At 33.8% G+C, this 13,229-nt stretch carries 10 protein-coding genes; all 10 read right to left on the bottom strand.

Annotated elements, in window-relative coordinates; all coding sequences use genetic code 11:
• Positions 1–45 precede the first annotated feature (45 nt).
• On the bottom strand, positions 46–1,185 hold the full coding sequence (locus LCM20_RS10240) for a glycosyltransferase (RefSeq protein ID WP_263622057.1): 1,140 nt from the start codon (positions 1,183–1,185) through the stop codon (positions 46–48).
• Between the two features lie 114 nt (positions 1,186–1,299).
• Complete coding sequence (locus LCM20_RS10245; RefSeq protein ID WP_225195362.1) at positions 1,300–2,823, bottom strand: DUF6395 domain-containing protein; 1,524 nt, start codon at positions 2,821–2,823, stop codon at positions 1,300–1,302.
• A gap of 9 nt (positions 2,824–2,832) precedes the next feature.
• Positions 2,833–5,172 (bottom strand): methyltransferase domain-containing protein, encoded by a 2,340-nt coding sequence (locus tag LCM20_RS10250; protein WP_225195363.1) that lies wholly within the window; start codon positions 5,170–5,172, stop codon positions 2,833–2,835.
• A gap of 15 nt (positions 5,173–5,187) precedes the next feature.
• Entirely contained in the window at positions 5,188–6,378 is a 1,191-nt protein-coding gene (locus tag LCM20_RS10255) for a glycosyltransferase family 4 protein (RefSeq protein ID WP_225195364.1), read from the bottom strand.
• Positions 6,378–7,583, bottom strand: a complete 1,206-nt coding sequence (locus tag LCM20_RS10260; protein ID WP_225195365.1) for a glycosyltransferase — start codon at positions 7,581–7,583, stop codon at positions 6,378–6,380. Before LCM20_RS10260 ends, LCM20_RS10255 begins: the two co-directional genes overlap by 1 nt.
• Positions 7,583–8,296, bottom strand: coding sequence for an ABC transporter ATP-binding protein (locus LCM20_RS10265; protein ID WP_225195366.1), 714 nt, complete (start codon positions 8,294–8,296; stop codon positions 7,583–7,585). Before LCM20_RS10265 ends, LCM20_RS10260 begins: the two co-directional genes overlap by 1 nt.
• Positions 8,296–9,078 carry an ABC transporter permease gene (locus LCM20_RS20260; RefSeq protein WP_225195367.1) on the bottom strand — a complete coding sequence of 261 codons (783 nt, stop codon included), beginning with the start codon at positions 9,076–9,078 and terminating at the stop codon, positions 8,296–8,298. The genes LCM20_RS10265 and LCM20_RS20260 overlap by 1 nt, the downstream gene beginning before the upstream one ends.
• 88 nt (positions 9,079–9,166) lie before the next feature.
• Positions 9,167–10,519, bottom strand: a complete 1,353-nt coding sequence (locus tag LCM20_RS10275) for a nucleotide sugar dehydrogenase (protein WP_225195368.1) — start codon at positions 10,517–10,519, stop codon at positions 9,167–9,169.
• Positions 10,520–10,584: 65 nt separating this feature from the next.
• Positions 10,585–12,771, bottom strand: a complete 2,187-nt coding sequence (locus LCM20_RS10280; protein WP_225195369.1) for an O-antigen ligase family protein — start codon at positions 12,769–12,771, stop codon at positions 10,585–10,587.
• 5 nt (positions 12,772–12,776) lie between these two features.
• Positions 12,777–13,220, bottom strand: coding sequence for a hypothetical protein (locus LCM20_RS10285; protein WP_225195370.1), 444 nt, complete (start codon positions 13,218–13,220; stop codon positions 12,777–12,779).
• Positions 13,221–13,229 lie beyond the last annotated feature (9 nt).

The raw sequence follows: 13,229 nt of genomic DNA on the forward strand, positions 1-13,229 counted from the left end.
CGATAGTATAACACAGTATTATATACAAGGGTATAACCTACTAAGCTAAGAGTTGAATTCTACTATCGTTTTATTGATCTCATTAAGATAGTTACTAGAGACCCTCTTATCTGACATATTCTGTGCTGTTTTTACTCCGTTCGCTACAATCCTCTTTTTCAGATTATTGTCTAGAGTGAATATTTCACTTAATTTAGTTCTAATTCCTTGAATATCACCTGGTTTACAAAGAAATCCATTTATTTCATCTTCAATAACGCCATCAATTCCTTCTCCTTTGGAACCGATTGTTAAACAACCTTTAGCCATAGCTTCTAGATATACTACACCAAAAGTTTCTGGGGAGCTTATCATGATAAATATATGGGATACTTCCATTAATTTCAGAACTTCTGAACGGGGGATAAAGCCTTTGAAGTCCACCTCTTCTTCTAAACCACACTTTCTTACAAGCTTTTTCAGCCTATTTAGTTCAGGCCCATCCCCTGCAATAGTTAGCTGAAAGTTTTGTAAGTTTTTTAAAGAAGATAGAGCTTCAATGACATTATCCACTTTCTTTTGGCGAATTAACTTACATGCAATTAAAATTTTCACTCTACTCGCATTCTGGTTTTTTGTAACAAGAGTAGTGGGTTCAATGATATCCTCGTCATTTATTCCTGACGGTATTACTACCATGTCCTGTTCACTTCTAAATTTTAGAGGTAATTTTGAATATTGATGTTCTAATTTTTCTGACCTGAAAGCCAATTTTTCAACATATTTTTCAACTCGCTTATACAGTGAAAATCTGAGTTTACTTCTTGTTAACTCTAGAAGATCTGAATAATGGAAACCATGGATATGTGGCGCCTCAACACATTGCGATACATGGTGAGCAATATAGATTGAAGGCGATATCATATGTGAAATAACCACATCAGGCTTTTTATTATTAATAATTTCAAGAACCTTTTTACTGAAACTACGAATTTCATAGCTTGAATAATAAAATTTCGGAACCTTACCGATTGGAAGCCTTACAACTTTAACCCCATCAAGCTCAAATTCGCCGCTTTTGACCTTTGTAAATTTGTTCTTGATTTGCTTGGTTAGTAAATTGATGGGGAAATAATAATATGGCCAGACTCTTACTACTGTAACTTCTACCCCCGATTCAACCCAGTTTTTTGTGAATTGATGCAAGGCATAAGATACTTCCTGGTTTGTTTCTGTCTCATAGCCGGGATATAAAGTCGTAATTAATAAAATTCTTATATCAGATCCCACACTTTCTTATAACAACACATAACATTGATGTCAACGACTTAACAAAGCATTAATTTTTCTCTTCAAAATGCCTGAATACGAATTGTTTTTTTGTTTTAATTGCAAATTAAGATCATCGAGTTTATTGCTAATAACATTTAACTGGTTAGAAATCTCTTTTTGATTCTGATTTAAATTTGATAATTCTTTTACAATCATTTTCGTATCATTACTAGAAGAATTTTTTAAAGGTTGACTTATCTTATGCTTACTGCTTGCTTGATGATCGGATAACATATCACCTAGCTCTTTAGTAAGTTTAATTGTATTAGAATCATTAACATGAGATTTCATATCCCAATTTTTCACTTGGTTCAATTCGCTCTCGGTCATTACCTGCAAATGTCCTTTTATGCTTTCCAAAATTTCATCTCGATACCTTGAAAATATCAAGGAATTCGAAGGAGAGTACCATTTCTCTAACCATTCCATACTCTCTTTGTCCCCTCTTGCTTTTTTCTTTAAAGTAGTCATCATTTTATTTTCCCCTGTATAATGCGAGGTTATATAAGTAATGACATTCTCATGTTTGATCGGGTTCTTTATCAGATGATTCCTCGCCTCTTTGATTGAGAAAAGCTTATGAAAATCTAGGGAGTTATCAGTCAATTTACCATTTTCGAGAACATTCTCTAGTAGTAATTTCCTGAAACATTTCCAGCAATTATAGCACGGTTTCCCAACCTCACCTCTTATACAGGATTGAGCAATCTCACTATACTTGGACTGTAAGACTACCTTTGAAGTTCCGACCTCACTGATCCCCGCTACCACTAAATTAAATGGCATTCCTACTTTAGAAAATAAGGATCCCCATCTTTTATAGTGAGTTCTTTCAGGGTAATTTTCAAAGTTATTATGTCCAACCTTATAACTGGACTCTAGTACTGTACCAAATGCAATGCTATCTAAATTATAAAAATCAGATAGCAAAAGAGCTGGAATTGAATTCGACACATCGACAGGAAAGCCGACTGGTTTCCTTATATATTCAAAATCACTTACAGTTTTTGTTATGAACTTACCTCTTTTTTCAATATAATTGCATGCGTAATGAGCTGCTTCACTTTTATATAATGATTTTGTTCCCTCGCTCATGTACCGATCCAAGAAAAAAGACTTAGTTTGGTTTGGCATTAACTCTAAAGCTGCAGTAGAATCTACTCCACCACTGAAAGCGAGAGCTGGCACACCTTGATTGGGAATGCTTCTAGTACTTAAATTTTTATCGACACTATGAATTACTTTTTTGGTAGTTTCATAAACTTTATCAGCAAAAGGTTGACTTACCTCAAAATTAAACTTGATGGTATTTCCTAAGAAAGGATACGTCATTAAAAGTGAGGCTAAACCCAAGATGTCCGGATGGACATCTTCCAATGACCAAGAATCAGGCATTTCAAAAAAACAGGTTGGTTGATTAAACTCAACCTTACCATAATTTCTACTATCTCCTTCTTCTAATTCAAAGCTAAAGATTACTCTACTGCCCTCAGATGAAACCGATATTATCATTCAAACACCTTACCTTCTTTTAATTTGTTCTATTAAATATGATGCGATTTCGTCTGCCCCGTTTTCTACAACAAGTTTTTTAGCGTTTCTTCTCATTTTCTCATTCAATGTTGGATCCATGACTGACAAAACACGTTCTCGCAGAACAGACTCTTCAATAGGTTCTCGAACCACAATACCCGCTTCAGCTGCTTCCGCTTTTTTAGCTCTAGATAATTGATCATCAGTCTTGGTATCCTCATTTGGTATAAAAATTGAAGGAACGCCAAAATACATTAATTCATGATAGGTGTTATAACCTGCGGCAGTAATCGCTAGGTCAAAAGCTTCATAAAATCTTGAATTAGGATAGTCCCTTATGACAAATAACCTATCACGGAAAATGTTTTTACGTTTACCAATTACTGACTCACCCAAAACGATATAAATATCATCTCGTAGGCTAAGTAAGTTTAAAACTTTATTCAGAGTAGAGTTAATATCATTAATATTACCCGCACCTAATTGGACATAAATTATAAAGCCATCATCCGGGATACCCCACATTTTGCGAACATCTTTTTTAGACAATGTTTCATTTTTATCTAAATATATAACTGGGTTGCAGTGTAGTTTATTACTATCTAGTTCTTCACTTAGTTCTCCTGCTTCCCCAGGAACTATTACTTTATGGAAGTTTCTTTCTTTATCCCCTGAAACTTCTTTTTTACCTTTTTTATGTTGACCTCTTCGAACCCAAACTCTCTCTAAATCATCAGCTTGTTTCATCGATGAGATTAATCCAGCATAAGGAAACGCACCGTCGAACACTAGCGTATTTGGGCGATGCAACTCCAAAGCGGTCCCAAGTTGATCTTTAAGAAGGTTGTTCCACTGTGTGGATGAAACATCTTTTGGGAACAACATCTTTGAAGGTAAGTGATATCCCAGAAAACCTTCTTGCAATATTAAATGCATTGCAGAGCTAGTAGCAAAAAATATAATCTCCCTCTCCGGATCAATTTGTCTCACCCGGCGTGCAATTGCCAAAAGTCTTGTCAAATGGCCAAGCCCTGCTCCATTAGTAGGAACAAAAATTATCCCTTCTCCACTAGAAGGTATCGGTTGTATATTAGAAGAGTCACTAGATGTGTTTGATGTCTTCGGTTTGGTTATCAAATCTCCACTTTTAGCTTTATTGTATAATTTAAACAATCTGAACGGAAGTTTAATTACATCTTTCAATGACCTTCTCGATCTAATTATCGCATCCCCTATATGAAAACGTACATTGTTGTTTGAAGACAAGTTATGTACAGTCTGACGTGCATTTTTCAAGCTCTTATCTTTTTTACGTATTAAATCTTTTTGTTTCTTAATTTCATTTTTGTACTTTTTAATATCGTCTGAACTAACGCTTTGATTTTCACTTCTTCGATTCAATAATATATTTTGGATATTGTCCATCTTTTTCTTCTGTTCTACTGCTACCTCAACTAACGGTTGTAAGGAATCAGTATTAGAAAGATTTGTTTGTTCATCTTCTAACTCTTTAAAATAGTCCTCATATTTCTTTAACATTTTCTCAAGTTCGTTCATGTGTTTTACAGAGGGACTCTCTATAAGCTCCTTTTTCAACTTACGGATTTCCTCTTTTCTTTTATCCAACAATTCTTTTCTATTTTTTTGTTTTTGGAAACTATCTTTCTCAATTTGAAGGAAATACGTCTCTTCTAACTCTAACCACGAAGATAAGGTCTCTACGGAAGCGACTTCACTAATATTAAATTCAACTTTTTGTTCTCTCTTATTGCCTACAAAATAAATATATTTATCTTGGATTGACAATTCTATTTCCGCAAAATATGGAAGGACCGTCTGCATAAAATTATAAACATAGAAAGTTTGTTTATGATCATGAAACCTCAAATAGCCAAAAGGAACTGTTATTACAATCACTCCATCTTGGTTAAGCATTTCATAAAGTGGTGTTAGAAGTTTTTCAGGGTTTGAAAAATGTTCTAATACTTCTCCTAATATTATAGTGTCGTACTTCTTATTCAAACTATTGTGTTCAAGAACACTTTGCAGAGAAAAGTTCACATTCTTTTTTACTGTTTCCGATTCTTTGCTTAGCTCTTGAAGTGCATAGTCAATACTTTCTTGCTCTATATCAATTCCTGTAACTTCAAATCCTTCTCGTCCTAATAAAATGGAGGTAATACCTTGACTACAACCTACGTCAAGAATTTTATTTCCCTTAGCTTGTTTACACATCCAATGAACTCGATTCTGTGCCGCTATGTGCGAAGCTTCTGCATTGATATTACCGTAATATCTTTCGTTAATTTTGTCATTATTCGGTGCCATACTTAGCTCCCCTTACTATAAAGTGTTCAAAACGTATAAATACTTTTTAATCAATCGATCCCACGAATATTCTTCCTCGAATTCATGGCTGCTACATTCTATATCATTCCTATTTTTCATAATTAAATCTATCATTTTATTGATATCTCTTGAGTTAGCATTTGCAGATACCCCTAAGTTGTACTTCTCGATTAAAGATTTAATTTCACCATCACCAATTAATAGAATAGGGATCTTAAAGCCTGCATATTCAAACAGTTTGCTTGGTATTACATATTTAAATAGTTCCGAACCTTTCAAACTAATAACTCCGATATCAGCTTTGGCATACCAAGATGCCAATTTATTTTTATCAGAAATACCATTAATAAAGTGAACATTAGACAAATTTTTCTCTTCAGAATACTTGACTAATTTCTCTTTCTCAGATCCCTCACCTACAAAATATAAATTGTAATTTTGATCATCCTTAGAGGAAGCTGCATCTATCAAATGACTCAAACCTTGTGCATAACCAAGATTTCCAATATACATAATATTCACATGGTTTTCATCTGTTGTTCTTGTCTTAACATGATTGTTGATCCAATCTGGAATTCCATTCGTTATAATTGTGAGCTTATCCGGCTCAATTCCTCTACTAACTAGTAACTTTTTAGTTCTAGGGGTAACTACTATTATCTGATTACATCTCTCATAGCAATAGTGCTCAAACCACTTCAAATATTTAAATAGCATACTTTTCTCATCTAATGCATTTACAGCAACGGCTGAGTCTGGCCATAAGTCCCTTATTTCCATTATCCATTTTTTCCTAAACGTAGTTAAGTAAACCCCAACTAAATTCACAATGAAAGGTGGGGATGTTGTAATGAATTTAGCTATTTTATGACGAGTCATAACAAATGGAGCCATGAAGATACAGAAGAATATAAATATAATTTGATTTAACAAGCGAACTATTGTTGAAGTTGATTTAAAGGTTATTGAAGGGCTCCTGTGTACTTTTTTGCAGTATTTCTCATACTTCACATAGTCATTTATTTCTTTATATAAATCACTTGAAGGGTAATTGGGATGGCTTGTTATTACGTGTATATCTTTGTGCAAAGATAATTTCCTAGTTAGATGTTCGGCTCTATTGCTAGCTGCTCCAATTTCCGGTGGGAAATGATGAGAAATCAATAAGATCGACTCTTTTTCCATTAGAAATCACTCTCTATTTTATTATACAGTTTTACTAACTTCTTAGATTCGCTTAACCAAGTAACTTCATCTGATGCAGTAATACAATTCTGCTTGTAGTATTCATAGTCATTTTCTATAGTAATTATAGATTTAGCAATGTCTTTCGGTGTCTCTTCACTGCATACTCCCGTCTGATAATTTTTTACTACAGAACATTTTCCAGGATGGTTTGAAGAAACTGTTGGTAGGTATGCCTGCATATACTCATATACCTTATTAGGTGTAGACAAATAATTATTCTTACATGTATTCTCATACATCACTAACCCTATGTGAGCCAATTTTGTATAAGCAGATAAATCTTGTGATGAAACCTGTGGATGGAAAAATACCCTCTTTTTATATATTCCATCTCTTTGAACTTTCGTTTCAAGTTCTCGCTTCAACCTACCATCTCCAAGTAAAATCAATATATAATTTGAGGGAAGATATTCTAAAGCTTTTATACAGTCATCTAATCCTCTCTCAGGATTTATCCCACCTTGGTAATATAGAATTCGATCAGAATTGTTTAATTTGAATAAATTATGGAAATAATCGTCACTCAGTGTTTTGCCATTCGCTTTTTCAGGGATATTTTGAATGATAGTAAATGATCTGTTTACTAGAGAATAGCTTTTTTGTAAGAAATCCTTCAATAAACTGTTTACAGTAATAATGTGGTCTACTTTTTTTAACAACTGCTTTTCTATCGCTCGTCCTATTATTTTCTCTAATACATGTTTACTAGCCATCTCGTTAAATATTTCATGAGCATCATACACCAAAATAGACTTAAATTTCTTTTTTAATTTTGTTCCAAACTGAAGGGTATTTAGATCATGACAATGAATTACATGTATATCAAGATCCCTGGTAAGTAAGTCCTTTTGAAGATAATTATAAAACTGTTTAGTAGCTAACAGATCCTTGTATAACTTCACTCCACTATTTAAGTACCGAATAACAGGTTTTTTTCTGCCATTCAATCTTCGCATCCTCTTTATTTGTAGAGGAATTCTTATTATATTTATATTGTCATGTAATCTAGGAGTAGGAATGTTAAAGTCTACAAATAAGCAGTAGATATACACTTTGTGTCCTGCTTCAGCAATTGCTCTCGCTTCCCTTTTTACCCTTGCATCATAAGTAATATCTTTAAATAAAACCATTACTACATCCATTATTTACTCCTCATATATTCTGCATATCTTGGCATGATTTCCGATACTTTACCAAATGCCTCTTGCTTTCCGTTATTTATCCACAACACTCTATCGCATATGGACTTTATAAGTGATGCAGAGTGAGACACTATTATGACCGTTGAGTTACCCTCGATTTTTTCCAGAATCACTTTCTTACTCTTTTCTTTAAAGTTCTGATCCCCCACACCTAGTACCTCATCTATAAGAATGACATCTGAATTTAACGTAACAGCTATAGAAAAAGCCAACCTAGACTTCATTCCTGATGAATAAGTTCGAATTGGCTCATTAATAAAGTCCCCGAGTTCTGAAAATTCAACGATATCTTCATAATTTCTGTCAACTTCTACTTTCTTGTGACCTAACATTAACCCATTCAAATAAATATTTTCTTTTCCACTTAATTCAGGGTTAAAACCTGTCCCCAAGGAAAGCAATGTTGGCAACCCACTATGGTACTCAATTTCTCCTATATCTGGCTCGAGTACGCCACCTAACATTTTTAATAGAGTACTCTTGCCAGATCCGTTCCTACCTAATACACCTAAAACCTCACCTTTTTTTACGGTAAAATTAATCTCCTTTAATGCCCAATATACATTATCTCTTTTTCTTCGGAAGGAATATTTTCTCTTTTTTGATAATGGATAGGATATTCCAATATCTTTCACTTCAATTACTGTATCCATTAAATCACCTTCACGTATTTTTTATCGTATTTATAGATTAAATGTAGACCAACCAACGTAAATATAATTGATGCAATCAGTAAAATTCCAAGTTCTAAAGTTAGAGGGGAATCTTGATACATCAATATGTTCCGATATGACACTATTAATAGCGTCAAAGGATTTATATATAAGTATTTAACTATCTCTTCGGGTACAGTAGATAATGAATATAAGACAGGAGATACATATAATAGAACTCTCGTAACATATTGCATTAGATTCTTAATATCTTTGAAATACACACCGATGTGTGCGAGTATCAGCATCATAGGAAATAACCAACATAGATGCAAAAGTAATATGAAGGGTAATAATAAAGAGAAGATTGATAATGAATCTCCATATACTACTAAAAAGATCAATAAAACCGTCAAACTTATAAGAAACTTAATAGTGTTTATTGATAACTTAACTAGAACAAAAACAACCTTAGGAACGTATATTTGCTTTATAATATTCCCTTTTGATTGTATAGAGTTAGTAGCATCCACCAAGCAAGAAGTAGTCCATTTTAATGGGATTAAAGCAATGAATAAGAACACGGGATAGTCCGGACCTCCACGATCTAAAATAACATGGACAAGAAAATAAAAGATACACATATACAAAAGCGGATCTAATATCCACCAGAAGAATCCCATATAAGTCCTTGCTACGTTTGACTTTAGTTCCGATTTAGTCAAATGCCATATTAAATCTTTATATCGACTTATTGTTTTGAATAAATTACCTATTATCACTTTTACACCTTCAAACCCTAGTATTATACACAATTAATGGTTAACCTATAGTTAAGGTTAACCATTAAATTTTAATTAACTTTTACTATTAAGAAAATACTATTTCAGAGTTATTATTTAAAGTATCACCGATCTTATATATTTTCTCATCTGAAAAGTCTTTAAATGCATTCCTTGTATCGATGATTATCTTGGATTCATTAAAAACTTCTGTAAGGTTATAGAAACTGTGATTTGTCACCATAATTACTGCATCAAAACTCAACAAAGATTCACTATCGTAATCAATAGAGTTTACTTTCTCATTATTATTATCAAGAAAACTTTGTGCATGCGGATCATGATAGAATACCTTAGCACCTTTCTTTTTCAAAAGCTCATATATCTCTAAACCTGGAGATTCACGCAAATCGTTTATGTTTGGTTTATATGCCATTCCTAAGATCAAAACTTTTGAACCATTTATGGGTTTCGTGTGAGCATTTAGTGCCTCAGCTACTTTACCAATAACATAATTAGGCATGCTTTTATTTATTTCTTGAGCTAAGTCAATATATCGACTATAGAAGTTTTCTCCTTTTGCTTTCCAAGCCAAATACATAGGATCGAGCGGGATACAGTGGCCACCTATACCTGGTCCAGGTGTGAAAGGCATATACCCAAACGGCTTAGTACTAGCTGCTTCTATAGTCTCCCATACATCAATTCCAAGTTTATCGCATAACATAGCCATTTCATTAATGAAAGCGATGTTTACACTTCTAAAAGTGTTTTCTAGTAGCTTAGACATTTCTGCTACTTTCGGAGAAGATACGGGTACCATCCTGTCTATGATTTGCTCATAGAGCATAGTTCCAATATTGGTACATTGCTTTGTAACTCCACCGATTACTTTAGGTGTATTTTTAGTATTGAACTTTTTGTTTCCTGGATCGACTCGCTCAGGTGAAAAACACAAGAAGTAATTCTCGCCTGCATAATACCCTTCATTTTCTAACTCTGCTTGAATAATCTCTTCTGTAGTGCCAGGATAAGTAGTACTTTCCAGTGTAATTAAAATACCAGGATGTACATATTTTTTGATTTGTTCTAAAGCTGAGAGTATAAAGGACATGTCGGGTTCCTGTGATTTTGTCAATGGTGTGGGCACACAAATACTGATACAATCTAGTTCTTGAATGTATGAATATTCAGTGGTTGGGTAAAAGTTTTTACCTACAAATCTTACTAGTTCCTCTTTATGAACATCTGAAATGTAAGAGTTAAACTGTTTCAATTGGCTGATTTTATCCTCATTTAGATCTATCCCATAAACATCATAACCTGATTTTGCAAACTCTAGTGCTAATGGAAGACCTACGTAACCAAGTCCTATCACACCAACACGAGCACTTCTGTCATTTATTTTTCTACTCAAATTCTGAAATTGATTTTCATGCATTGTATCAACCCTTCCATTGTTTTCTTCTAATTTTTCTATACAATTGTGAAAATGTAATAAGGTGTTTATTTTACTTCATCCACCAATTTGTTGAAGAAACTAATATAAGTATTCACAAGCTCATTCTCATTTTGTTCAGAGTCCTCAGCATACAGAATGTTTTTCAATGCAAAGTATCTTGCCTTTATTTGTTCGTCTTGCGCTTCTTCATATCTGCTCAACGCTTTTTTGGATTCTTCAATTTCTCCTAGTAACAAATATGATTCAGCTGCGAAAACATGTGCTTTTGATGGTAACATAACATTCACCTTATCTGGGATATTCTCCGAAGAATATTCCATCTGATGCTCCATTTGTTCTTCATACTCTTGCACTGCCATTTCTAAGTTAGACTGTCTATTTGAGGGGTTTTCCTCAGCATAAACAATATTTTGTGCTATATATGGATATGCATACTGCACACTAAATTCATTTAGGCTTGTTGCCCTCTTGAGGTACATTATAGAGCTTTGCTTTTCCCCCAAATCGTTATACAAGTTAGCGGTATCATAGAGGGTCTTGTGATATTGTGGGTTCATACTTACAGCTTTCTCCAGGTTTCTTATTGCAGCTTTCTTAACCTCTTCACTTTGTTCTTTTTCATATGAAGTGACATAAACTTCAGCTAGCTTCAACCGATATTCGGGGTTCCATGGGTTGTATCTTATTGCGTTTATATAAAGCTCTTCAGCTGCCCCAAGTGAAATATCCTTACTCGAGGCATCTGACTCAATAGTTGTGGCAGCATAGAACCTTATATTGAAAAACAGAGAAATAGCTACAAATGTGACAACAGGAATTAACAATAATACCCATTTTTTATTAATATAAAATTCGGCCAGACTATTCGGATTAATCGATAAAAGAATCATTATTAACAACACCATTACAAAGGAACCATATCTCATATTGAAATCCAGCATTGAATGCATAAGCAAAACCGATGATGCCAATAACGCTGCCAAATGTGTAACATGTGGGAATGCAAATTGATTCTTAGAAACCTTAAAAAGCCAACAGCCTAATAAAATCATAATAATCGTGAAACCACTCCACCCAATTTTCAGTAACTGGTCTAAAAAGAAACTATGTGTTTCTGTAGCCCAAAAAGGAAGATTTTGATGTGACGGAAACAATATACTCCATGCATCTCCGCCATTTCCTATTAAGGGGGAAATCAAGCTCATTTCTAGAGCTAAAGAGTAAATATTAAGTCGGCCCGCGACACTATTACTTTCTAAACTAATAGATTTAACCTTCTCGATTAATTGCTCGGGTACAAGTCCAGAAACATACATAATCGCTCCCATAGTTGTGATAGCCAAGAAAGCAATTAATATAAAAGCTATAGAATTCTTCTTTTTTAAGAATACCAGGCGATTGCATTTTTCAAAAATGTTATTCTTATCCTCAACAAAAAGTACCAGGACAGTAACCGCCATCACTATTAAGAAAGCAATCAAATTTGTAGAAAAGGAATAAATGAACATCCCCGATACAATACTCAATAGAGAAAGACCAAAATAATTTACTAACTTATTGTTAGACACCAATAAAATACCTGTTAGCCATATGAATAGTAATACAATGGTGGCTGCACGTGATTCAGACATTAAGAATGCGCCGGCTAGTAAAGGCAGACATATATTCAATAGTTGATTAGTTTTATTACTTAAGTCTGTGGATGTCTTTAAAACAATGGTGTAGATTAATCCTGCAGCAACTATAGCACCATACGTATTGGGATATTGAAAAAATCCGGAAAACCGTCCTGTATAGATTGCATCTTCATACTGAATAATCCCCCATTGCACTAAAAAAGGGAAGATAGCAATAAACAGAAAATAACAGGTCATGAGAGTAGGTGATATTTTCCTTATATTGTTATTTAGTAAGAGTAAATAACACGTTCCAAAAAATGAAGCATAGGTGCTCCACCTTATGTATTCCTGTATGGTTGCAAAAAATGATAAGGAATCGATCATAGACAAAAGATATAGTACTGGGAAACAAAACAGAATCATTGCTCTAATATCTAGAGTTTTACGGGCTATTGTCCTTGCTATTAAATAAATCAGAAAAACGAGCTGAATGAGCAATTCCCAAATATATAATTGCTCATCAAAAAATAAGCCCTTTGAAAAAGGACTTATAATTAATATCATGGTCATGATGCCTAAAGTCATGTAGTCAAGTATATTCTTGATTCCCATATGGTTTATTTCTCCTCAACAACGAATTCTCCACTGGCAATTTTTTCATCATTTTCGCTAGCCACCAATTGATACGCTCCCGCTCCTGTTTGTTCGAAAATGGATGCTGAAAGACCATTTGTAATTTCAACCGATCCTGAATCAACTGGTAGTTCTGACTCAGATAAGGTATTCCAATCCTCATCATTAAGCTTGTTTAGTGAGATTGTGATTTGGTCAGATTGAACTGGCTCGGTTAGCAATATAACAAACTGTGGATCGGACCCTAGTGAGAATGTATTCTTTAAGCTCACCTTACCATCTTCTACTCTGTCGCCGAATACAATCTGGCTTTGTTTTAAATCTATTTCTTCATCATTAAGCAAAGTTTCTGAAGTATTACTTTGGGAGCAACCTGTAATTACGGCTAATAGCATTCCCAAGATTAAAATTGATATCAAATTCTTCATTATGTATTT

Source organism: Halobacillus litoralis (genome assembly GCF_020171725.1).
In the GTDB taxonomy this organism is placed as follows: domain Bacteria; phylum Bacillota; class Bacilli; order Bacillales; family Halobacillaceae; genus Halobacillus; species Halobacillus litoralis_F.

Coding starts and splice junctions, on each gene's coding strand:
- LCM20_RS10245 (WP_225195362.1), bottom strand. CDS start 2,823: ATGATAATATCGGTTTCATCTGAGGGCAGTAGAGTAATCTTTAGCTTT.
- LCM20_RS10250 (WP_225195363.1), bottom strand. CDS start 5,172: ATGGCACCGAATAATGACAAAATTAACGAAAGATATTACGGTAATATC.
- LCM20_RS10255 (WP_225195364.1), bottom strand. CDS start 6,378: ATGGAAAAAGAGTCGATCTTATTGATTTCTCATCATTTCCCACCGGAA.
- LCM20_RS10260 (WP_225195365.1), bottom strand. CDS start 7,583: ATGGATGTAGTAATGGTTTTATTTAAAGATATTACTTATGATGCAAGG.
- LCM20_RS10265 (WP_225195366.1), bottom strand. CDS start 8,296: ATGGATACAGTAATTGAAGTGAAAGATATTGGAATATCCTATCCATTA.
- LCM20_RS10275 (WP_225195368.1), bottom strand. CDS start 10,519: ATGCATGAAAATCAATTTCAGAATTTGAGTAGAAAAATAAATGACAGA.
- LCM20_RS10280 (WP_225195369.1), bottom strand. CDS start 12,771: ATGGGAATCAAGAATATACTTGACTACATGACTTTAGGCATCATGACC.
- LCM20_RS10285 (WP_225195370.1), bottom strand. CDS start 13,220: ATGAAGAATTTGATATCAATTTTAATCTTGGGAATGCTATTAGCCGTA.